The organism is Pseudomonas sp. 300 (assembly GCF_055803035.1).
Map to the genome: position 1 here is coordinate 689,226 of NZ_JAVLRV010000003.1, position 23,186 is coordinate 712,411.

A 23,186-nucleotide genomic window follows, 5' to 3' on the forward strand; every position below is an offset into this window, starting at 1 on the left:
AGTTGATCTCGCTTTGCGATTTTTAAGTACCCCGCGCTATCTATGCTCTATGCATTTTCGGATTCGCGTTTTTGGACTATTGTTTATCGTGATTTTAGTTACGGCTTTACTAAAATCACTACTTTTGTTTTTGGGCTTTTAAGTTGCTTTGTGCATTATATTTTGGAAATGTAAGTTGAAAAACTGTCAGATGGCCCGGCATACTTTGGACCTCTGCCATTCCCTGGTGCAGGCTCATGATGGATCGGACAATGGCCAACCCTAATCCAGTACCACCTTCAGCTCGTGAGCGACTGTTATCCACACGATAGAAGCGATCGAAAATGTGAAACAAGTGCTGGTGCTCAATTCCTACCCCAGGATTGCTTATTGATAGGGAGACTTTTTCAGATTGCGTTTCAATCGCTATAGCAATGGACTGCCCTGCTGGGCAGTGACGAATGGCATTTGATAAAAGATTGGAAATAGCCCGTTGAATCATGAGCCGATCACCTAAAACTTTACCCCATCCGCTGACAGTTATACCAACGCTCTTTTCCTCAGCCGATAGCGAAAAAAGGTCGATGACTTTTAGGGCTTCATCCTCTAGTAAAATGCTTTCAAACGGCACGAGTGCGGCCGGATGACTAACTTGGGCCAAGAAAAGCATGTCTGAAACAATTCTGGTGACTCGTCCTAGTTCCTCGGTGCATGACTCTAAAACAGCCTTGTACTCTTTTGCCGGGCGTTCTCGAGAAAGTGTTACCTGAGCTTTCCCCATAAGGTTCGTAATCGGTGACCGCAGCTCATGCGCCAAGTCATCAGAGAATTGCGATAGTTGTTGAACTCCGCCGTCAAGACGGTGCAGCATGAAGTTTATACCGTGAGCAAGCTCACTGAGTTCTTGGGGCATCTTGACAACTGAGAGTCGATGACTTAAATCCTGGGCCGACACCATTGCTGCAACTTTCCGGAATTCCCGAAGGGGGGATAAGCCACGTTGCACAATAGCCCAGGCGCTGATACCAATCAGAATCAGCAACAGTGGAACCGCTACAATGGTCGAACTCAGGTAGGCGCTCAATAGCGTTTCATCATTCGAGCGATCAATAGACAGTAGGACCGATACGAACTCACCATCCTTTAATTTCATGAGCTTAGAGGCGGTGAGGATGTGGATTCCGGACTCTTCGGCTGGGGAATAGTACGACAGCTTATTACTGGCGGCTGTTCCGGCTTGATTCGTAGATACTTCAGGTATATCTGCTCCAAAACTCAGCAGAGGTTCACTCATGTTGTCATCATCAAAGATGGTCAGGTTAAGATTGTCGTGTCCCAGCACTTGATCTAATAGCACGTGTGGTTTTAAACTCATGTCGCGGGTACTAATATCCATCAGTAGACTGTGCTCAATCTGACTCATCTTCTTCTCTAAGCTATTTTTTGCGCGCGAATCAAGTTCGTGAGTAAGCGCTAAAAAAGCTAGTATCGCTAAAAGCACTACTAGTACCGCTCCCATAATGCTAACTGTCAACCCCAGCCGCATCGATAGGCTGACCGGTTTCATTTCCTCGCCTCCAATACATAGCCTACGCCACGAAGGGTATGTATTAATTTTGTTTCAAATGGATCATCTATTTTTGCTCTCAATCTTCGTATCGAAACTTCGACAACGTTTGTGTCGCAGTCAAAGTTCATATCCCACACTAAAGAGATAATTTGAGTGCGAGATAACACCTCTCCTGATTGACGCATCAACAGATGAAGCAGCGCGAACTCCTTTGTCGTCAGATCTATGCGTTGCTTTCCGCGGAATGCGCGATGTCTGCCTTGATCAAGTTCAAGGTCAGCGACTTTTAATACCTCCGGAACTGGAATATGTTCGCTGCGACGCATTAAAGTGCGTACTCTTGCAAGCAACTCAGGGAATTCAAATGGCTTGACCAGGTAATCATCGGCTCCCAAATCCAATCCTTTGATTTTGTCTGCCAGACGCCCTCTTGCAGTCAGCATCATTACCCGAGTGCTACTAGTCTGCCGAATATTTTCAAGAACGTCCCAACCGTCAATTTCAGGTAGATTTACGTCTAGTATTACCAGATCATAAGCTTGCTGACGTGCTAGATGGAGTCCATCAGCCCCGGTCGATGCGCAGTCTACAATATAGCCACTTTCAGTCAGGCCTTGATGTAAGTACTCAGCAGTCTTCAGCTCGTCCTCTATCACAAGGATTCGCATAGGATTTCACCCTCTGGTAAATGTATCGGAATGATTTGATGCTCGTTAAACATGGTTTAAGGGCATTATTAATCTGTATAAACGTTTCGATTCTGGCTACATCTTTAATTTTATTCGCAATATGGTCTTTTTAAAGCTTTGCAAGGTTCGTCATGTTTCCTTTACCTCCCAAAGTATTAGGTTCGGCGCCCCTTTTTTGTTTCGGGTTGTTTCTTGGCGCGAGCACTTATTGACTTCATCCTAATGCATTAATTGAGGTTTTTCCGCTGGATAACGTATTTGTAATTTTTCAGTCACCTTGTTGATAGGTGCGGAGAATTACATTTGCCTCATGGGAAATTCTTTTTGTTTTAAAGGTTTAAGGAATGATGGAATTACTTCGGTGTAGAAAGTTTATTGCTCACCCAATCACGCATAAGACCATGCTAAGAGCAGGTCTCATTTCGATCCTTGCGCTTTTTACTAGTCCTTTGTTTGCGGCGACCGCTCAAATGCTCACAATGGATCAGGCGCTTGAAACTGCTTTTGCCAATAACCCTGATCTGGCGGCCGCTCAATGGGAGACTGGTATTGCTCAGGGAGAGCGACAGCAGGCAGGGTTGATCCCTAACCCTGAGGTTTCCTGGGAGGCTGAAGATACTCGGCGAAACTCGCGCACTACGACGGTAATGATCAACCAGCCGATCGAGCTTGGCGGTAAGCGCGGGGCTAGGATCGAGGTGGCCAGTCGAGCTCAAGACGCGGCCGGGATTGAATTGGAACGCAAACGCAATGTTCTGCGTGCCGATGTCATTCAGGCGTTTTACAGCTCCTCGACGGCTCAGCAAAGGCTGCTATTATCACGTCAATCACTTGAGCTCGCCGAGCGCGGTTTGCGTGTAGCTCAAGGTCGCATCAAGAGTGGTAAATCCTCACCCGTTGAAGGTACTCGCGCAGAGGTTCAGCTATCAGAAGTGCGTCTGGAGCTGAGGCGGGCTGAGCGGGATGAGGCCAGTGCCTACCAGCGACTCGCTCAGGTCATGGGCGCGCCTTTGCCTGCATTCGTGTCTGTGGGTGATCCAGGCCGGTCGATGCCAACCGTACCGGATTCGTCACTGCTGCTTAATCGCATAGGTGAAACCGCGGAGCTACGATTGGCAAAACTGCAAATAGATCAGCGGGAAGCCTCCCTTGGCCTGGAGAAGGCTCAGCGAATTCCCGACCTCACCGTGAGTATCGGGAGCCAATACGACGAGCGCGAGCGCGAGCGGGTGAATGTTGTGGGGCTGTCTATGCCCATCCCATTGTTTAACCGTAACCAGGGCAACGTACTAGCCGCTGCCCGCCGTACCGATCAAGCCCGCGACCTTCGTAACGCCAGTGAGTTACGCCTGCGCACAGAAATCCAGACCACCCTGGATCAGTGGATGACGGCTAACACTGAAGTCGCGTCGTTCAATCAAACCATCCTGCCTGCCGCGCAAAGTGCCGTCGACACCGCTACCCGAGGTTTCGAAATGGGCAAGTTTAACTTCCTCGACGTACTCGATGCTCAGCGCACCTTGATTAGCGCCCGCACGCAATACATCCAGGCTATCGCCGAGGCGACAGACGCCTGGGTGCGCATCGAGCGAATTTTCGGAGATGTCGCCCTTCTCACTCGTACTCCGTGAATTTCATATAACGCTTTTTTTACCGCTGCTCAGCATCGCAATACCACGGTAATCCGTGACTGCCGACTGGGCTGCGCAGGGAGTTTCCATGGATAAAAAACTAATTCTCGTCACTGCACTGACCTTGACGGTGGGTATAGGCATCGGCTCGTTGTGGATGGGCAGCCCATCGGTGCCCTCAGCCGAAGCTCAGGCTCAGGCTCAGGAGGGCAAAGGCCATGACGATCACGGCGATGAAACTACTGGCAAGAAATCGGCCGAGGGCGAACACGCCGAAGGCGAAGCGGAAGAAGGTCACTTGACTCTGAGCGAAGAGCAGATCAGCTCAGCCGGCATCCAGTTGGTCGAAGCCAAGGCGCAGAGTATTAGCCTTTCATTGCCCTTTCCTGGAGAAATCCGTTTTGATGAAGACCGCACTGCGCATGTGGTGCCCCGCGTACCCGGTGTCGTCGAGTCGGTCCATGTCAATCTTGGTCAACCGGTGAAAAAAGGCCAGTTGCTGGCCGTGATCGCCAGCCAACAAATTTCTGATCAGCGTAGTGAACAAGCCGCGGCGCAACGTCGTCTTGAGTTGGCCCGTACTACCTACGAGCGAGAGCGACAGTTATGGCAGGACAAAATCTCTGCCGAACAGGATTTCCTGCAAGCCCGCCAGGCTTTGCAAGAAGCCGAAATCGCCCTCAGCAATGCTCGACAAAAAATCAGCGTACTCAGTGGCAGCTCGGTCACCAGCGGGGGTAACCGATATGAATTGCGTGCGCCGTTTGACGGGGTTGTCGTTGAGAAACACTTGGGCCTCGGTGAGGTTGTCAGCGAAACCACTAATGCCTTCACCCTCTCCGACTTGTCGCGTGTGTGGGTGACCTTTGGTGTCTCGCCAAAGGATTTAAACAAGGTACTGGTGGGCAAGTCGGTCACGGTCAGTGCGCCGGAACTGAATGCCGAAGTCACTGGAACCGTGGCCTATGTCGGCAGTTTGTTGGGCGAGCAAACTCGTACAGCCACGGTCCGCGTGACCTTGGCCAATCCACAAGGTGCATGGCGTCCCGGGCTATTCGTGACCGTGCAGGTTGACACTGATACTCGGCAAACAAAGGTCGCAGTACCAGAAGCGGCTATCCAGACGGTCGAGGACAAGCAAACTGTTTTCGTTCGAACGGACGACGGGTTTAAAGCTCAGCCAGTGGAGACAGGTGGCCGTTCGGCGGGTCTGGTCGAGATCACGGAGGGCCTGGAGCCCGGTGTTCAAGTCGCCGCTGCCGGCAGTTTCATTCTGAAATCAGAACTGGGTAAAGCCTCGGCTGAACACGCCCACTGATCCGCCACTTCCACGAGAAGGTTCTCATGTTCGAACGCCTGATCCAATTTGCCATCGAGCAGCGCATCATCGTGCTGCTCGCGGTTCTCCTCATGGCCGGCCTCGGTATAGCCAGCTACCAGAAGCTGCCGATCGACGCCGTTCCCGATATCACCAACGTCCAGGTGCAAATCAACACAGGGGCAGCAGGTTTTTCACCACTGGAAACCGAGCAGCGCATCACGTTCCCCATCGAAACTGCAATGGCTGGTTTGCCGGCTCTAGAACAAACTCGCTCGCTGTCACGCTCGGGTTTGTCGCAAGTCACAGTGATCTTCAAGGAAGGCACTGACCTGTTCTTCGCCCGACAATTGGTCAACGAACGGTTGCAGGTGGCCAAGGAGCAACTGCCCGAGGGTGTGGAAGCCGTCATGGGGCCGATCTCAACCGGTCTGGGTGAAATTTTCCTGTGGACGGTCGAGGCTGAAGAAGGTGCTGTCAAGGAGGACGGCAACCCCTATACGCCGACCGACCTGAGGGTGATCCAAGACTGGATCATAAAACCTCAGCTGCGCAATGTTCCCGGGGTCGCCGAAATCAATACCATTGGCGGGTTCGCCAAGGAGTACCAGATTGCGCCTGATCCAAAACGCTTGGCGGCTTACAAGCTTACGCTGACTGACCTTGTTACAGCGCTGGAGCGCAACAACGCTAACGTCGGTGCCGGTTACATCGAACACAGTGGCGAACAGTTACTGATTCGCGCACCCGGCCAAGTAGCGACCACCGACGATATCGCCAATATCGTCATGGCCAACGTCGACGGTACGCCCATCCGCGTCAAGAACGTCGCAACCGTGGACATCGGCCGTGAATTGCGCACGGGGGCCGCGACCGAAAACGGTCGTGAAGTGGTGCTCGGCACAGTGTTCATGCTGATCGGTGAGAACAGCCGCACCGTGGCCCAGGCCGTTGCCAGCAAGCTTGAGCAAATCAACCGCTCACTGCCAAAAGGGGTGGTGGCAGTCACCGTCTATGACCGTACCAATTTGGTGGACAAGGCGATTGCCACCGTTAAGAAGAACTTGATTGAAGGTGCGATTCTGGTAATCGCGATTCTGTTCCTGTTCCTTGGCAACATTCGCGCCGCTCTGATCACTGCCATGGTGATCCCGCTCGCGATGCTATTCACATTCACTGGCATGTTCACCAACAAGGTCAGCGCCAACCTGATGAGCCTCGGAGCGTTGGACTTTGGCATCATCGTTGATGGCGCGGTGGTCATTGTCGAAAACGCCATCCGTCGTCTGGCCCATGCACAGCAACACCACGGACGCATCCTCACCCGCTCCGAACGCTTTCACGAAGTGTTCGCGGCGGCCAAGGAAGCACGCCGACCGCTGATTTTCGGCCAGTTGATCATCATGGTCGTGTACCTACCGATTTTTGCCCTCACCGGCGTCGAAGGAAAAATGTTTCACCCGATGGCGTTTACTGTGGTGATTGCCTTGCTCGGCGCGATGCTGTTGTCGGTGACCTTTGTCCCGGCGGCGATTGCGATGTTCGTCACCGGTAAGGTCAAGGAAGAAGAGAACATCATCATGCGTGGCGCCCGTCGGGTGTATGCGCCAGCGCTAGAATGGGTCATGGGCCATCGATCAATGGCATTCGCCATAGCACTAGCCGTTATCGCGGTGTGCGGTGTGGTCGCCAGTCGAATGGGCAGCGAGTTTGTGCCGAGCCTCAGTGAAGGGGATTTCGCGTTACAAGCACTGCGTGTACCAGGTACCAGCCTGACGCAATCGGTAGAAATGCAGCAACGTCTGGAAAGACTTGTGTTAGCAAAGGTACCGGAGGTCAAGCGGATGTTTGCTCGTACTGGTACAGCAGAAATTGCCTCAGACCCAATGCCACCAAACATCTCTGACAGCTACGTGATGCTCAAGCCGAAGAATCAATGGCCTGATCCGAATAAATCCAGAGAGGCGTTGGTAGCTGATATCCAAAAAGCTACAGCCGGAATGCCCGGAAGCAACTATGAGCTTTCTCAGCCTATTCAATTGCGTTTTAACGAGCTGATTTCAGGCGTGCGCAGTGATGTGGCGGTCAAGGTCTTCGGTGATGACATGGCGGTGCTTAACAGCACCGCTGCAAAAATTGCCGCGTCCATGCAGAAGATCAATGGTGCCTCCGAGGTCAAAGTCGAGCAAACGTCGGGACTGCCGGTACTGACCATCAACATCGACCGTGACAAAGCCGCCCGTTACGGACTGAACGTTGGCGACGTACAAGACACCATTGCGGTGGCGGTCGGTGGTCGTCAAGCCGGTACGATGTATGAGGGAGACCGCCGATTCGACATGGTGGTGCGTTTATCCGACGCCATGCGTAAGGATCTCGAGGGATTGTCCACACTGCTAATCCCGGTACCGGCGCTGCTTAACACCAATGCCGATCAGATCGGGTTTATTGCTCTTTCAGAGGTGGCTAGCCTCGATCTAGTGTTGGGACCTAACCAGGTCAGTCGTGAAAACGGCAAACGTCTGGTGATCGTCAGCGCCAACGTGCGTGGGCGTGATATCGGCTCATTTGTACAGGAGGCCAGTAGCGCCATTGATAAAGAAGTGCAGATCCCGGCCGGTTACTGGACCAACTGGGGAGGACAGTTCGAGCAGCTCCAATCCGCTGCCAAGCGACTACAGATTGTAGTCCCGGTGGCCCTGCTCTTGGTGTTCGCACTCTTGTTCATGATGTTCAACAACCTCAAGGATGGCCTATTGGTGTTCACCGGTATTCCATTCGCATTGACGGGGGGAGTCATGGCTTTATGGCTCCGAGACATCCCGCTGTCGATCTCGGCAGGTGTTGGTTTCATCGCGTTGTCGGGCGTGGCGGTGCTGAATGGTCTGGTGATGATTGCGTTCATCCGCAATCTTCGGGAGGAAGGACATTCGTTGAGTTCCGCAATCAATGAAGGGGCTCTTACCCGTTTGCGCCCAGTGTTGATGACAGCTCTGGTGGCCTCTCTTGGCTTTATTCCGATGGCACTGGCCACCGGAACGGGGGCAGAGGTCCAGAGACCCCTGGCTACCGTGGTGATCGGGGGCATCCTATCCTCAACTGCGTTGACCCTGCTGATATTGCCTGCGCTTTATCAATGGGCGCACCGCCGAGACGAGGAAGAAGCCGAAGACGAAGACGATAAAATAGAAGCCGTATAATTCTTTAGTTTTAAAAGCCCACTATCGAGATTCGATAGTGGGCTTTTTTATGTGAGCTACATAACGAATCTGTAATCTTGGCGCCACCGTGTTGATAGGTTCGAATTGATACCCTACTAGCGTTAACTATATGAGGTGTCAGTATGAAAATTGCTCAAATCTGCGCTCTTGCGGGTGCTTTAATCCTTTCTTCAGTTGCTTTAGCCGAAGGTGGGGGGGACAGAACCTTCGAAAAAATGATGGCGGCGCGAGATGTGGCAATGGAGGCATATGTTGCTAGAGAAGGGAAGAGCGTTCCCGTGGTTTCAAGTGATGCTAAAGATGAGACAGGTAAAATGTAGTAGTACTGCGTATAAAAAACCGCTTCCGGTTTCCGGCGGCGGTTTTTTTTACGGCTTTATTACACATTCGTAACCTAGCCGCCACGCCATCGCAATGTTCGAATTGATATCCTTGTAACAGTTAATATATGAGGTACTAAATATGAAGTTCATGAGTATTATTACTTTCGCTGGAGCTCTGACGTTATCCTCTCTCGTACTGGCGGAAGGGGGAGGAGACAAAGCCTTTGAAAAGATGATGGTGGCGAATGCTAAAGCCATGGAGCAGTATGCAATTAGCCAGGGGAAAAGCGCCCCTGTGTCGAAAGAATACGAGTACGGGATGAAGGTGGATGTTGTGAAGGTTATCAGTGTGGTGCGGCCTGCAAAAGTCTGCGCAGTGGTGCCCGCCGCAATGACCTATGAAGATTCAAAAGGACAGCTAAATACAATTAGGTACACTGTGGCTGGAGAGTGTCGTAAACGAGGCGGCTAGCAGCTATGCTGCTGTCAGAGGGATTTATAACGCTCGATTAACCTCAATACTTAGAGGTATCGGGCGTTTTTTATATGCTCGTGTTTTAACGGTCATAAAAAAGACGCCCCGAGGGACGTCTTAAAAATTCACCTTTTTCCAAAGGAGCTTCTAAAGGTGAGCTTGGAGCTTTTAACTGAACAGCGATGAGTTTCAGATTTTCACATACTAGCTACTTGTCTATAGGACTCCAACCAGATGCGCTAGCTAGATTCCTATTAACTCCCACTCACTATAAGCAATTCAAGTTAACATGAAGATGATTGAAAAATTACATTTTTGAAATCTTTCTAGCGAAAACGGGATATTCGTGAAGAACGAATTATCCCGTTCAGGTATTACAGAATCGCTAGTGGGTACTCAACGATCACACGGACTTCATCCAAATCAGACTCAAACGCGGTTGCACGGGTGTTCATTTGTCGCAAGCGGAAGGACATATCTTTCAAGGAGCCTGTCTGAACGACGTATTTTACTTCGATGTCGCGCTCCCAACGTTTCTGATCGGTCAACGGGTTTCCATCCGCATCGCGCCGCATGTATGTGGCGTTGGCGTTGGAGTAGTCGGCGTCGGTGCCACGACCATAACGTGTCATAAACGACAAGCCAGGTACACCATACGAGCTCATGTCGAGGTCGTAACGCACCATCCATGAACGTTCTTTTGGCGAGTTGAAGTCGCTGTACTGGATTGAGTTGTCGAGAAAGATGGAATCCGACTGACGCAGATAGTCGAAGTCGTCGTTACCATTATTTCGCTGGTGAGAAAGTGCAAGTGAGTGTGCGCCATACTTCACGCCAACCTTAGCGCTCCAAATATTGTTGTCGAACTCGCCCAGCAGTTTTTTCCCTTCGTCAACGGCCTTGTAGTAATTCACACCGCCGAATACGGAAAGCTCATCAGAGAAGGAGTAGTTCAACCCGGTGCCAGCATAGTATTGATTCCAGGCGTCTTTGAGACGACTGGAGTAAAGACTAACGATAATATTCTTATTCACATTGTAGTCGCCACCAAAATAGCCGACCCAAGGTGAGTTAACTGGGCCTGCATAGAAGGTTGCGAAGTTGTCGCGCATATTGCTGGAGACTGGTTGACTCATAGCATGCAGGCGACCACCCTGAACTGTCAGCCCTTCGATGCTGGTATTGGTAGCGGTCACACCACGGAAACTTTCCGGTAAAAGCCTTGAGTCGCCAGAAGCCACGACAGGGTTGGCGGGAAATACATCACCTACTTTCACCACAGTGTCAAAAGCGCGAACTTTTGCCGCGCCACCGACTTTCGTGTATTCATCTCGAGCTTCGCCGTCGCCATTGACAGGTAGCACATCGAATGAACTACGACCGCCGTTACGACCGTCACCCGTATCAAGCTTCAAACCGATCATCGCGAAAGCGTCGACGCCCACGCCTACAGTGCCTTGGGTAAACCCGGATTCGAACTTACTGATAATCGCATGCGACCAAGCTTCGGAGTAGCCATTGCCCGTGGGGCTTGATTGACCGTTACGATGATCACGATTGAAGTAGAAATTTCGATTGAGCACGGTAAGGCTGCTGTCTTCGATAAACCCCCCAGTCTTTTCCTCCGCAAACACTATAGAAGGCCCAGAACTGACAACCAACGCCAAAGCGGCCATCGAAAATTTCGTATTGTTATCCATTAATCACTCCTTAGGTTCGGCAGAACTAGAAAGCTCTTCGGCTGGAATTATTGTTTACGGGAGCAGTTTCTGCTCCCGTATCGTCGCCGACTTGTATCGTTGCAATTTGAAGATAACGGGGAGATGATTGAAAAATTACAATTCTGTAATGTTCGCCTGTTTTTTCAAAATTAACTTTTGCGGCATGCCCCCAACCGATGGGTGGCTCTACCTTTACTAGGGCTTTTCTCAGGAATTCTCTTAACCAGCAGCACGAATCCACACCTGAAAGTGCGCATGCTCAGGAGCTGAAATCAGTTCTCGATGCATCGTCACAGTGAAGTCGAACCGAGATCGTTTAGATTTTTGGCTCACCTGACCAATCTGACCATCACACAGCTTTATATGATTCAAGCAGTGACCGCGGTCAAGTTGGGATGCGGTAATAGCTGTACCCGGAAGGCGGTGGCCGCTAACCAAAATGGGATAGCAATAGCGGAAATATTCCGGATGTAGTGTTGTGGAGTTCCCCATCCGCTTGTTCAAAAAACCGAGTATTTTTTAATACTGCTGGAGTTGTTGCTTTTGGACTTTATCAGCCAGTCCCTATTACGGCGCATACTGGTCAAGTTACATGCAAACGAATGTCTGCAAGAAAACAACTGGCTGGTCAGTGGTATTGCATAGGGAGCAAGAGCAGTGCAATGAAGCACGCTCTTTAACGACACGATAGTTACTGGATGGGTTTGACCGAGACCACATCGAAATATTTGAATTTCTTTTTTTTAGCTTCTTTTTTAGCCTCTTGTTCCGCGATAAGAGTACTCAGCGTGTTCGCATCATAAATGAACACGCTCACGTCGCCTTCGAAGTCCTTGGTAACGTGCAGTGTCACCCTCAGCTTCAGTGATAGCGGTTTAGAGTTTAGTCGGGACGTTGGACTCGGCTGCGGCTTTGCGAGTACTACGGGGTCGGATTGTTTTGGGGAGCCGAATAGCGCCAAGCGCATATCCTCCTCATTCAGTTCAACGCTCATCTGGGATTTCTCGTCGCTAATGTAAGACGCGGGACCTTCATTACGTAGACTACGTGGCAAGCTCCTGCTGACTGCCAACTGTGATGGCCTCAGGAGTTTCAAATGGTGGGTTTTCATCTCTTAACGTTCATCACTGAGCGATTGAAAACGACGTGGCCGAGGGATAAGCCAGATTTCCTGCAAAGCGCAGCCTTTATGAAAACCGCCGCACGCTCCAGCTCCGTTGAGGATGCTGCGTGCTCAGCTGCCATCTGTTTGTTGCGAGCATAAATTTTTTCCTCGATCAATTGTAGGCAGCGTGGATCATTATTCAACAGTTTGAACTTACTAATCCTATTTCACCTTAAAATTTTCCATAGAAATGAGGCAAAGCCTTTACGGGCTGAGAAAGTTCGGGGCTACGTTGAGCGCGGAAAACACGATCGACAGGATGGTCATCAATAGCCATACGAAACCATCCCAGTATTTTATCGCGGCCAGCAGCAAGGCCCCGACGATTGGCAGCAAGGACAGCCCCTTCAGCAAGCGAAAGGTCCTGGTTAGCGTTCGGCCCTGCTTGTCGACCTGGTCGATGGTGATCCTGAGCAAGCCCTGAAGTTTTGGGGGATAGGTTTTTATCTTGTCCTTAAAATCATCGAAGATGACATTGAAACTGTGTAGCAGGCGCTCTGTTTGCAGCATTTGATTGTGCAGGATCGCAAGCAGAACCACAGAGACCACTGCTAGCCCAAGGACAAGAATAAAACCTTCGAATTTTGAGGTTGTTTTCTCCAGCACGACCAGACCCGCTAACGATATCGGCAGGGCAAGCATCTTGCCCGCGATGTCGCCCAGTACTCCACTAAGCTTAGTGCCATAGTCGATTTCAGCCTGGGCCACCTCGCGCCGGGCCCGCTCAAACGAGAAGCTATAGACGTAGGTTTGCAGATTCGCACGGTACGTGGCGAGGACCTCCCGCCACTCCCGCACGATCACCAAGAACAGATTCGGCTCGCTCTCAAACTTCTCGATGACGCTCGCCACCGCCATCCGAATCATCAATTTTCGTTCGGAGAGGTGCGCCTTGTTTTCGTTTTTTCGATTGAGTATTTCTTCCAACAAACTCAGGTGGTTGAGCTCATAGTCAAGAACCTTGACGTCAACCTGGGTAGGCAACAGAAAAGTTCTCGGAGGCTTAGCCCCATCGGGAGGCAAGGCAAAAAACAGGTTATAACCATCTGGACTGCTGTCTTTGTCGACGCCGATCGCTAGCAGTGCAAGCAGCTCGATCATCCGGCAGACGCGCCTGAGCGCCTTAATCGCCGAAGGTTCGGTGTCATCACTATCCGCCCAACTGAGCTCAACAATGTACACGTTGCTCGGAAATTGGCCCTTGCCCAATGAGCCATTGCGAGCGACAAACTCGCCTAAGTTCGCGTAGAACCGGCCCGACTCGTTCGATGGCAAGCGAAACTCAATATCGAGAGAGTCAGCTTCTTCAGAGCAATGCTCGAACTTGCCATAAGCTGCGGGCAGGTCATCACACATTCGCAACGCACCGATAATGTCGGGCGTTGGCCTCCCCTCATAGCGGATGACCCCATCCTCAATGGTGGGCGCTCCGAGGGTACGGTAGAGAGCTACCACATTGGAAAACATTCTTAGCCAGCCCTAGCCAGCAATTCTTTCTCGATCACACCAACCAGTTCGGCAGTCAGATTGGACAGGGTCAACTTCTTCCGTCCCTCATCATAGTAAACGTCTGCGGCCGGATCCTTACCTAACGCTCCACGCTCGAATTGCAACGACCAGTTAGCAGCGTCCCCCTTGATACGGGTCTTCTCTTTCAGCGATTTCGCATTGACCGTAAAGTCGTCCGGCACCTTATGTTTCTCACTATTCAAATAGTCTTTCAGCCCAACGATTTCATCCACTAAGTCAGCGGGTACGTGTGCGACAGCGACGTGGCAGATGGCGTCCAGGCGTGCGGACTTACCTGCGGCCAACTGCTCCTCCAGATATTTGATCACCGCCTCTTTGGCCTTATAACCAAAGCTTTTTAACGCTTTGTTGTCGCGAAAAAACCGGGCAACGTTATCAATGGCATTTTTGGTAGCGCGTCCGGAGGCCACTCCTTTCGCACAACCCAGTGCAGAAATGAAATAGTCAGATGCCTGACTATCACGGCCGCGGCTGATGAAGCACAGGTAGGTTGAATCCACTTCATCCTCCGCGTCATCCTCATCCTGCTCAGGCGCAGCAGCGGCCGCAGCAGCCATAGCCTTTATGGCCACGAAGCTAGCCAAGTTGATCCTGGCGGCCTGCTGAACCTTGTTGAGATCGACCTCTTGAATTTCCTTCGGCACATAGTTTTCGTCCAGCTGAATACCACCGCGCTCCTTCATGCTGGCGACCAGGAAAAAGTCGGTTGCGCCCGAGGTGTACTGGGCGCAAAGGATGTGTCCACCAGTCGACAAGACTTGATTACCGGCTTGCTCCACCAGTTGGTCCATTGCCAAGTGGGTCAAGTCGATAAATTGCGCTTCATCATCTTGTACTTCTACGAACGCGGTGAAGCGCTCTGGAAACGGCCCCTGACGGTCATCATTGGCAAACTGTCCATAGACCACGCTGTTGCCTTCTTTGCCGATGAGGCCGTGGATGCCATTGACCAGAAAATGCAACGCAGGATTTTCAGTATCGAGCGCCACATCCTTCTTGACCACCTCGGAGATAAAGCTGGTCTTGGCCAGCTTCTTGAAGCTGTGAATAATGGCAGTTTTCAGTGTGATCATAGGTCGAATTCCGTTCCGATAGTATCAATATGGAATCACTGAAAATAACACCTTACCCAACAAACTTCAGGGCTTATCTCGGCACATGACACCGCCTAAGGGCTTCAACACTTAGGCAATGAGTAAGGCCGCAAGAACCCATTAACTGTACATGCATACAGCATAAGAATCTATGCCGTTCATCAACACGAGGGTCGGAGCGTTGAAGCGCGGACAGCACCATCGCGGATTGCCACAGACCATGGTCTCTATCATAGACTCAGTCTGAGGAAGTTTTTCCAGCCTTATCCGTCAGTGCTGGAGCTCAACTGGGGAGTGTGGACCACTATCGCGAACTCTCGCGTTGGATCGCTCGGACCCTTTGTTTGAAGCAGCTCTTCGAAGGAGCCGATCCCAAAGATCACCCATGGTTCTGGGTAATGCCGCAGGAGGCGTTTTGCCTGCTGACGAACAGATTCTGGGAGAGTCTGATCTCTGGACAGCTCACGCAAGAACTCGCCTGTTTGGACGATACTCCGGGTACGCTCGCAGGGCATAGTCATGTGTTGCCACTCCGCTAGAATTTGCGCTTAACCTTAGAAAACCAACCGCCATCGCCGAGGATTCTGGGGGTGTGAACCATTCGTTTGAATTATAGCAAGCACGCCGCTCGGCTCCTCTGAAGTAGACAGGCTACCCCCTATCAAGCCAAGTTCTAGGGGGCGATTGCTGATACGTGGCCAACACTAAGTCTTGGTAAGCACCGGAAAAATATAGGGATGGCTGAGGCGGACGAAACCTAAAACGCTGAACGTCGATGACTGCCACATTGCGCACCAGTGACTTTCAGTACAGGCTCTGCGCGACGTCCAGGTCTGTTCGTACCCTTCGACCGGGTCCCATCAACACATAAACGGTGTTTTTTGTCTCGAACAGGCAATCATGGGTGAACGAAACCCCCAATGAAGTTCTTACCCAGTGACCGCGAGGGAAACGTCCTTTGCTATCGTGGATAACACATAAAGCGTTGACCAAAGTAGGAGTGACTCCTCTTCTAGCAACGGCGTTTAACTGACGGGGGGAGACCGCTATATCAACCACTGTCCAGTCAGCGACTAGACAATAGGCGCGTCCAGGGAAGTAAAATCCGACCAGTGCCAAGGCGTCTGAATGAGCTAGCTCACATCCAGGTAGTTTTTCGCCACCGGAAAGCAGTTCGGCTAGGCCCTCAAGATTCATTCGTCCCTCCGACCCACTTCAAAAATCGAGTCGAACTATCAATCACACCAGTCAGCATAGCTGCCCGTAAAACGTAAGCGTCCGCCGAAGTCACCTTGCGTGACTCAGGCGGGCATCCACCGATGCGGCAGCAGTTGAAAATACGCGGACACCATCGCCCTTAATGCTGGAGTTCGGAAGGTGTGTTGGCTGGACGCTTACCCTACAACACATGGCAGTAAATGCGCGAATAGGCGTTTCGTGGTACGCAACTTCAGATCATATGGTTCTGAGGCTTGCGCCTAAACGGCGCGATTAGCTGCGCACGATAGCCTGTTGGAAAGTCTCGCTCTTTTAGCCCTACCTGCGCATCACCGAGCTTGTTTGCTGCGTCATAGAAGGTTCCAAATAGGTGATCCCAAATAAGTAAAAACTCTCCGAAGTTGACCTGGGCATCTTCGAACTCTCGCTTATGGTGCCAGCGATGTGTCTCGGCGACTCCAATCACGTTGCGTAACCAGCCCAACGAGTAGTCCAGGTTCGAATGCTGGAAGGCTAAATGAACGGTCAAGATGCTGAACCAAGTCGCGATAACGGCCGACGGCGCACCTGAGGCGAGCAGAACCACCAGCCCCGGTCCGGCCATTAGCGCCGCATGCAGCGGATGTCTGCGCTCCCCATTCATCCAATAAAGGCGATCAGCGCTGTGATGAATCATGTGCATACGCCACAGCCAATGCACCCGATGGCTGATGCGATGCATGACATACAGGCTTAAATCGAGGACGGTTGCGACCAGAACCAGCTGTAACCAGAGGGGACTCTCGCTGGGAAAAAGGCGAACTGATGCCGGCACCGCATCGCCAAGCTTGGCGAGGACTTCAGCAGTGAACTGAATGACAGAAAGGTTGACCAGCATATGCAATAAATCGGTCGAGGTGTCTTGATGATCTTCGAGCCAGGATTGACGAAAGGGTTGGAATTGCTCCAGCGCGGCGATCGTGAACAAGCTCACAATAGCGATCAGGAGTGTTGTGGGCCATGGCGGAATCCCGGTGTAAAGCGCCCAAACCATGAACGCAGCGGTGCCACCAAATATGAGCGGATAGCTCATCCAACGTATGACGTATCGGAAAATAATGATCATCGCTCACCTCCTTTTAGGAAGCGAAGACGATAAGTCACAGGCTGGCGTTTGGATTGAACGAAAGAGCTACAATCGAATGATGAATATCCTCGCTTGACCTTATAGCGGCTAGAAGGTTTGTAATCGACAGGATCAAGTGTATTTAGAGGAGCGGCCCCATGAGTTCGTGTGACAAATCCTGTGGCTGTGGCCCGGCTTCAGCAGGCCCAGAAGCAGCAGCTAAGCCATTAAATGAAGGGACATGGATCAGCAAATTTTCAGTACCAAAAATGGACTGTCCTTCCGAAGAACGGATGATCAGACTCGCGCTGAATGGCTTGCAGGAAATAGCTTCACTTTCTTTTGACCTATCCGGTAGACAGGTGAGTGTTTTTCACGAAGGGGCCGTAGAGCAGATCGCTACCAAGTTGGAGTCACTTGGCTTGGGGGCAAGGCTATTAGATACGCAGCCCATCAGCCCAGAGTCCGTATCAGCCAACAGTGCCAATGAAGAGCAAAACGCTTCAAAGGAAGCCAGCACATTAAAAATATTGCTCGGCATCAATGGTGCAATGTTTCTCGCCGAAATGAGTGCTGGCCTGATTGCCCAATCGACGGGGCTGATTGCCGACTCGCTGGACATGTTTGCTGATGCGGCCGTTTACGGGCTGGCCCTCTTTGCGGTCGGCCGCAGCGCGGGAATGCAAGTACGTGCAGCACACCTGGCAGGTATGTTTCAGATCATTCTAGCTTTGGGTGTGCTTTTGGAAGTTGCTCGACGCTTTCTCTATGGCAGTGAACCTGAATCGATGCTGATGATGGGGATAGGCGCCGTCGCGCTGGTGGCAAACGTCACTTGCCTGTGGCTGATCTACAGCCACCGCGAAGGAGGAGCACACATGAAAGCGAGTTGGATTTTCTCAGCCAACGATGTGATTGCGAACGTTGGCGTAATCGCTGCAGGAGCATTGGTCGCTTGGACAGGGTCTCCGTACCCAGACTTGGTGATTGGTACGGTCGTTGGCCTGATCGTTTTGAACGGCGCACGTCGAATCCTGGCTCTAAAAGCTTAACTATTCCAATCGGCGAGCGGCCTGTAGCTAAGGCCGCAAGCCTCTAACCTAGTCGCTTAATGCAAGCTCACTTCGGCGAGCGCCGATGAGGGATCTATACCCAACAGCGAGCGAAAGGTTCTGGAAAAGTGGGCTGAGTCGGAGAAGCCTGACGCGTGCGCAGCGGTGGTTATAGGTTCTCCGGATGCCAGATGTCGAACAGCTTGGGTCAGTCGTAGCCATTTAGCATAGCTACGCAGCGGCAAACCGGTTTGTTCCACGAACCAATGCGAGAATCGAGTTGGGGACAGGTGTACCAGTGCTGCCAACTCTTCACGTCGTACCATGCCCTGGTAAATGGCCGTGCTGACTATTGCCAGGCGAGGATCGGCGACTGGAGGTGCATCGGTTATCTGTAGGGCTTTTCGCACTGCGGACCGAGTGTCTCCCGCGCCTGCCTTCAAGGAGTCAGCAATTAGTGCGGCGTCAGCCGGGGCGATATTGATCGGAATCGGCGTCATGGTCTTCGGCAAAACCTGGCCCTCTTCTGCCAAGACGTCCAAGTAGATTGAAACGATGAGGGCTCCGCTGATTCGATGCCGAACACCGGCTGGAATAAACACTGCAAACTCGGTGTGCTGACGCGGCAGGCATTCCACTGTTACAGGCACGTCGATACCTATAGCTATTTGGTGAGCCTGATGCTGATGCCAATCTTGATGACCAGCATGCCCAGCAAAAACCGCTAACCCAGGCGTTAGCCATGCGCGACCAGACCACCTTAGGACACGTACTGGAAGGTGGCGCTCCATCGTCAACGTTTGCTTGGCGACGCGGGGCTAATCACGCTTATGACCAATAAAAACGATGCGCCGTTGACAATACATATATCTGCGAGATTAAACGCGGGCCAGTGCCAGCCTTGATAGTGAAAATCCAGATAGTCCACGACAAAGCCTCGCAAAGAACGGTCGATAAGATTGCCAACAGCCCCACCCAAAACGAGACAATAGCCCAAGGCTTCGCTCCAGTGACGTTCCCGTTGAAGGATCGCGACGAGCGTCAATGCTACGGCTAGCGCAACAACAACGAAAAGGTAACGCTGCCAGCCTCCAGCGTCAGCCAAGAAGCTGAACGCGGCGCCGGTATTGCGTGCATGCACTATGTTGAAAAATGAGCCTACGGCGACCGATGAGCCCAGCTCATAAAGGTGCTCGACGCCAAGCTTTAGACTTTGATCGATCAACGCCAGGACCGCTGCAATTCCCCACCACAAAGTAGGCGGCTGTACACGAGCTGTCATTGGGAAACCGTTCATTGGCTATTCCGTAGTAACCGTTCCAGTACATCTGAAACTGGTATTTTTTGAAAAGCACTGACTCTTGCTCGTGCGGTATCACCCACTGGGATCCAGGTCTTGGAACAGCAAAGCAGGCATCGTGTCCGTATCATTTGCGCAGCAAGCGCAGGCCATTCAGTACTACCAACAGGCTTACCCCCATATCCGCGAATACCGCCATCCACATCGTAGCGTGACCAGTGAGCGTAACGGCTAGGAAGATGGCTTTAACGCCCAGCGCGAGCGCAATGTTTTGCGTAAGTACTGCTCCGGTCTGGCGGGAGAGACGAATGAAGGCAGGAATCTTGCGCAAATCATCATCCATGATTGCTACGTCAGCAGTCTCGATCGCCGTATCGGTGCCAGCTGCCCCCATCGCGAAGCCCACATCAGCCCGAGCAAGCGCAGGGGCATCGTTTATTCCGTCACCGACCATGCCGACGGTGCCTTTATGATCGATCAAGGCTTCGATGGCTTTGAGCTTATCGATCGGTAGGAGATTGCCCTTGGCCTCGTCAATGTTTACCTGCGCGGCAATTGCCAGCGCGGTATGTGGGTTGTCCCCTGTCAACATCACAGTCTTCACACCTAACGCGTGAAGCTCCTCGATTGCGGCTCGGCTGGTGGCTTTTACCGTATCGGCGACTGCAAACAACGCCAGCGCCCGTTTGTCATCGGACAGAATGACTACAGTTTTCCCTTGCCGCTCAAGGTGGCCCAGGGCGGCTTCGGTATTAGGTGAGCAGAACCCCAACTCCTCCAACAAACGATGGTTACCCAACTGGTAGCGCTTACCCTCGATCTCGCCGCGGACCCCTCGGCCCAGCAGCGCTTCGAAGTTATCCACTTCCAGCAACCGCAGCGATTGCTGGGCCGTTTGTTTGGCAATAGCCCGCGAAACCGGATGATCCGAACGTTGGGCAAGGCTCGCGGCGGCAATGCGATAATCTCTAGATAATCCATCAGCTAGAGGCAGGAAATCGGTCTGTACGGGCTTGCCATGGGTAATGGTCCCAGTTTTATCCAAGGCCAGATGGGTGATCTTGCGACCGCTTTCCAGGTACGCCCCGCCCTTGATTAAAATGCCTTTTCGCGCCGCTGCCGCGAGGCCGCTTACAATGGTCACCGGGGTCGAAATCACCAGTGCGCAAGGGCAAGCGACTACCAGAAGCACCAGCGCCCGATAAATCCAGTCAGCCCATAATCCGGCCATAAACAGGGGCGGGAATATCGCAACGGCAAGGGCGAAGAAAAACACCGATGGCGTATAAACCTTGGCGAACTTATCGACGACCCGCTGGATCGGGGCGCGTGAACCTTGGGCTTCCTCCACAGCATGAATAATCCGGGCCAGTGTCGTATTGCTGGCCTCAGCCGTCACGCGGTACTCGAAGGAACCGGACTCATTGATCGAGCCGGCATAAACAGGGTCACCGACAGCTTTCTCGATGGGCAAGCTTTCCCCGGTGATAGGGGCTTGGTTTACGGTAGAGTTGCCGGAGATCACGTTGCCATCCAGACCAATGCGCTCGCCGGGGCGAACTCGAACCAAGGAGCTGATCTGGACGGTTTTGACATCTACGTCCAGCCAACTGCCGTCTGCCTGGCGCACCGTTGCATGATTTGGGGTCAAGTCCATCAGTCCTTTGATCGCATTGCGTGCACGATCCAACGACTTGGCCTCAACCAATTCGGCAACAGTAAATAAAAACATGACCATCGCCGCTTCTGGCCACTGCCCAATCAGGACCGCTCCCGTCACCGCAATGCTCATCAACGCGTTTATGTTGAGATTGAAATTTTTGAGAGAGATCCAACCTTTCTTGTAAGTCGCGGGCCCGCAGAGTGCTACCGAGATTAAAGCTACAGCAGCAATCACCCATTCGGGGGCTGCCTGGGTGAAATGCAAAATTTCCGCGCCTACCGCAGCAATACCAGACAGCGCTAACGGCCACCAGGTGCTTTTGCGCAGTGATTCAGCTTCAAACTGGCTTTGCTGCTTATCCGCGCCTGGTACGTCGACCGCGCCATTCAACGGTTCCGCCTGCATACCAAGCGATGACACGGCCGCTTCGATTCCCAGGGTATGTGGCAATTCGTGCCAGACACCTAGAGTACGGTTCATCATGTTGAATTCCAATTTCTGAATTCCAGGCATCTTTGCAAGCTTGCCCTCAATCATCGCCTGCTCGGTAGGACAGCACATTTGCCCAATCCGGAAACGACTCAAGCGAGCCGTGTCGTTGACAACGGCTGATGACACTTTGGATGCGCACGCGCTTGGGCCATCCGTTCCAGATGCAGAGCAACATGCATCGGTAACAACCGAGGTGGTGGGCTCGTTCGGTTCGGTAGGTGGATATTGAGAAGATGTCGGAGATGAAGTGGAGCAGCTTGTCTTTCCGCCGTTGCCTCCAGCAGAGCAGCCATCCGCACTTTTGGTTGTTGAAAGCGCAGGATTCACGTCCGAGGTCTTAGAAGAACAGCAACTGGTAGTTCGATCTCGATCGGTTTCGTCTTCACCCGATGTTGCGGAAGTCGCACAGCAGCTCCCGGATGCGACAGGGTCAAAAACGTCCACGCCCGCTGGCTTTTTTGGTGCTTGCTCGTCACCGCAACAGTTTTTCATGAGAACGCTCTCCGCTTTTCATGGCGAGAGTGAACACCTTATAGCCACTATAAGGTCAAGAGATTCTTCGATGCCTTAAGGCATCCACCAGCGACCATTCATGTTCAACGTGATCACAGTGAGTAAGTGGCCGGTAGTAGATAGGAAATGCTGCTTCCCCTCGCGCCTACGGTGTTGGCATCAACGGCGTCCTATTTCGTGACGCTAATATCAGGCGGCATCCCGTCCTCACAGCAAAGCACACAGGGCACTTGCCCTATGCGGCGGCCGACGAGCAGCACAGAAGCTCTGCTACGAAGGTAAGCAGCCATGTGCAGAGCAAAGCGTCCAAACTCGAGTTGAAGAGATCGGCGGGGAGGGTTTTCATCGATCAGAGGCCTGGCGATCGGTAGAACGGTGAGCAAGGATTTGCTTGTTGCCTGACGCGAGTAGAATGAGGATTCCAGCAACTATAGGGTCAAGAGAAATGAATGCGCCCACGTACACGATCGGTGCCTTGGCGAAGCTGACCGATACCAAAGCCGTAACCATCCGCTATTACGAGCAGTCAGGGCTGCTGCCTTCTGCTGGAAGATCACCGTCGGGTTATCGCTTTTACACAGATGAAGAGCGCAACCGGCTGCTGTTTATCCGTCGCAGCCGCGCGCTTGGGTTCAGCGTCGATGACATTCGCGATCTACTCGGCCTGGCTGACCGACGCGACGCTTCCTGCGCCGCTGTGGATGCGAAAGTGCAAGGGCAACTCCAACAAGTTCGAATCCGTATTCAGGACTTACGAGGTTTAGAAGCCGAACTGACACGACTGAGTGTTTGCTGCCACGGTGGTGTTATAGAGCAATGTCGCATCATTGAATCATTGTCGAATCGTAGTTAACGCGGCAAAAGACTCCATGTGCGTAGAGATTGTACGAGGTGAGAATCGTCATTGTGCAATAAAGTCCGCTATCTTGGTTTATTTCAGGATGCGTGCCTTAGGATTGTCCTGTGGTTCGCAAATTTGCCATCCCATTAAAACCGCATGCGGCGACATGTGGGAAAATCGATGGTAATAGCTCTAAGTTAACCGTGCTCAGTTATCATTATTGAACCACCGACACCTCCGTGCTTATTAAATTTCTGACGCAAAGTGCTTAACCGTGCGACAGGGT

General features: G+C 52.1%; 19 protein-coding genes. 7 read left to right on the forward strand and 12 right to left on the reverse strand.

The window, feature by feature from the left end; all coding sequences use genetic code 11:
• Positions 1–118: 118 nt before the first annotated feature.
• Positions 119–1,546, reverse strand: coding sequence for a heavy metal sensor histidine kinase (locus Q7W83_RS28545; protein WP_045061361.1), 1,428 nt, complete (start codon positions 1,544–1,546; stop codon positions 119–121).
• Entirely contained in the window at positions 1,543–2,217 is a 675-nt protein-coding gene (locus tag Q7W83_RS28550) for a heavy metal response regulator transcription factor (protein ID WP_045061360.1), read from the reverse strand. Before Q7W83_RS28550 ends, Q7W83_RS28545 begins: the two co-directional genes overlap by 4 nt.
• Before the next feature lie 365 nt (positions 2,218–2,582).
• On the opposite strand from Q7W83_RS28550, the gene Q7W83_RS28555 reads away from it, so the two are divergent.
• From Q7W83_RS28555 to Q7W83_RS28575, 5 genes are all read left to right on the forward strand, one after another.
• Complete coding sequence (locus Q7W83_RS28555) at positions 2,583–3,869, forward strand: TolC family protein (protein ID WP_152644308.1); 1,287 nt, start codon at positions 2,583–2,585, stop codon at positions 3,867–3,869.
• An 88-nt stretch (positions 3,870–3,957) separates the two neighbouring features.
• Entirely contained in the window at positions 3,958–5,187 is a 1,230-nt protein-coding gene (locus tag Q7W83_RS28560) for an efflux RND transporter periplasmic adaptor subunit (RefSeq protein ID WP_045061359.1), read from the forward strand.
• A gap of 26 nt (positions 5,188–5,213) precedes the next feature.
• The gene (locus Q7W83_RS28565; RefSeq protein ID WP_045061358.1) at positions 5,214–8,387 is read left to right on the forward strand and encodes a CusA/CzcA family heavy metal efflux RND transporter; all 3,174 of its coding nucleotides are present in this window, start codon (positions 5,214–5,216) and stop codon (positions 8,385–8,387) included.
• 143 nt (positions 8,388–8,530) lie between these two features.
• Positions 8,531–8,728 (forward strand): co-regulatory protein PtrA N-terminal domain-containing protein, encoded by a 198-nt coding sequence (locus tag Q7W83_RS28570; protein ID WP_017341679.1) that lies wholly within the window; start codon positions 8,531–8,533, stop codon positions 8,726–8,728.
• Positions 8,729–8,870: 142 nt separating this feature from the next.
• Positions 8,871–9,203 carry a DUF2790 domain-containing protein gene (locus Q7W83_RS28575; RefSeq protein ID WP_017341680.1) on the forward strand — a complete coding sequence of 111 codons (333 nt, stop codon included), beginning with the start codon at positions 8,871–8,873 and terminating at the stop codon, positions 9,201–9,203.
• 377 nt (positions 9,204–9,580) lie between these two features.
• On the opposite strand, the gene Q7W83_RS28580 is transcribed toward Q7W83_RS28575, so the two are convergent.
• From Q7W83_RS28580 to Q7W83_RS28610, 7 genes are all read right to left on the reverse strand, one after another.
• A complete protein-coding gene (locus Q7W83_RS28580) occupies positions 9,581–10,906 on the reverse strand; it encodes an OprD family porin (protein ID WP_045061357.1) in 1,326 nt (441 codons plus the stop codon).
• A 712-nt stretch (positions 10,907–11,618) separates the two neighbouring features.
• Positions 11,619–11,921 (reverse strand): hypothetical protein, encoded by a 303-nt coding sequence (locus Q7W83_RS28585; RefSeq protein ID WP_045061356.1) that lies wholly within the window; start codon positions 11,919–11,921, stop codon positions 11,619–11,621.
• 375 nt (positions 11,922–12,296) lie between these two features.
• Positions 12,297–13,559, reverse strand: a complete 1,263-nt coding sequence (locus Q7W83_RS28590; RefSeq protein ID WP_115146710.1) for a hypothetical protein — start codon at positions 13,557–13,559, stop codon at positions 12,297–12,299.
• Positions 13,560–13,561: 2 nt separating this feature from the next.
• On the reverse strand, positions 13,562–14,695 hold the full coding sequence (locus tag Q7W83_RS28595; protein WP_045060514.1) for a nucleoid-associated protein: 1,134 nt from the start codon (positions 14,693–14,695) through the stop codon (positions 13,562–13,564).
• A gap of 284 nt (positions 14,696–14,979) precedes the next feature.
• The gene (locus Q7W83_RS28600) at positions 14,980–15,237 is read right to left on the reverse strand and encodes a BPSL0761 family protein (protein ID WP_045060513.1); all 258 of its coding nucleotides are present in this window, start codon (positions 15,235–15,237) and stop codon (positions 14,980–14,982) included.
• Between the two features lie 283 nt (positions 15,238–15,520).
• Positions 15,521–15,913 (reverse strand): DUF6957 family protein, encoded by a 393-nt coding sequence (locus tag Q7W83_RS28605; RefSeq protein WP_404942396.1) that lies wholly within the window; start codon positions 15,911–15,913, stop codon positions 15,521–15,523.
• A 253-nt stretch (positions 15,914–16,166) separates the two neighbouring features.
• Entirely contained in the window at positions 16,167–17,039 is an 873-nt protein-coding gene (locus tag Q7W83_RS28610) for a sterol desaturase family protein (protein WP_019816994.1), read from the reverse strand.
• Between the two features lie 158 nt (positions 17,040–17,197).
• On the opposite strand from Q7W83_RS28610, the gene Q7W83_RS28615 reads away from it, so the two are divergent.
• Positions 17,198–18,091 carry a cation efflux transmembrane domain-containing protein gene (locus Q7W83_RS28615; protein WP_032872266.1) on the forward strand — a complete coding sequence of 298 codons (894 nt, stop codon included), beginning with the start codon at positions 17,198–17,200 and terminating at the stop codon, positions 18,089–18,091.
• A 56-nt stretch (positions 18,092–18,147) separates the two neighbouring features.
• Here the strand turns inward: Q7W83_RS28615 and Q7W83_RS28620 are convergent, their stop codons facing one another.
• From Q7W83_RS28620 to Q7W83_RS28630, 3 genes are all read right to left on the reverse strand, one after another.
• Positions 18,148–18,741 (reverse strand): helix-turn-helix transcriptional regulator, encoded by a 594-nt coding sequence (locus tag Q7W83_RS28620; RefSeq protein WP_225568928.1) that lies wholly within the window; start codon positions 18,739–18,741, stop codon positions 18,148–18,150.
• 143 nt (positions 18,742–18,884) lie between these two features.
• Entirely contained in the window at positions 18,885–19,388 is a 504-nt protein-coding gene (gene lspA / locus Q7W83_RS28625) for a signal peptidase II (RefSeq protein WP_473658340.1), read from the reverse strand.
• A gap of 130 nt (positions 19,389–19,518) precedes the next feature.
• On the reverse strand, positions 19,519–21,591 hold the full coding sequence (locus Q7W83_RS28630) for a heavy metal translocating P-type ATPase (RefSeq protein ID WP_232392676.1): 2,073 nt from the start codon (positions 21,589–21,591) through the stop codon (positions 19,519–19,521).
• Between the two features lie 913 nt (positions 21,592–22,504).
• Between Q7W83_RS28630 and Q7W83_RS28635 the strand changes: the two genes are divergently transcribed.
• Complete coding sequence (locus Q7W83_RS28635) at positions 22,505–22,912, forward strand: MerR family transcriptional regulator (RefSeq protein WP_019816989.1); 408 nt, start codon at positions 22,505–22,507, stop codon at positions 22,910–22,912.
• Positions 22,913–23,186: the final 274 nt, after the last annotated feature.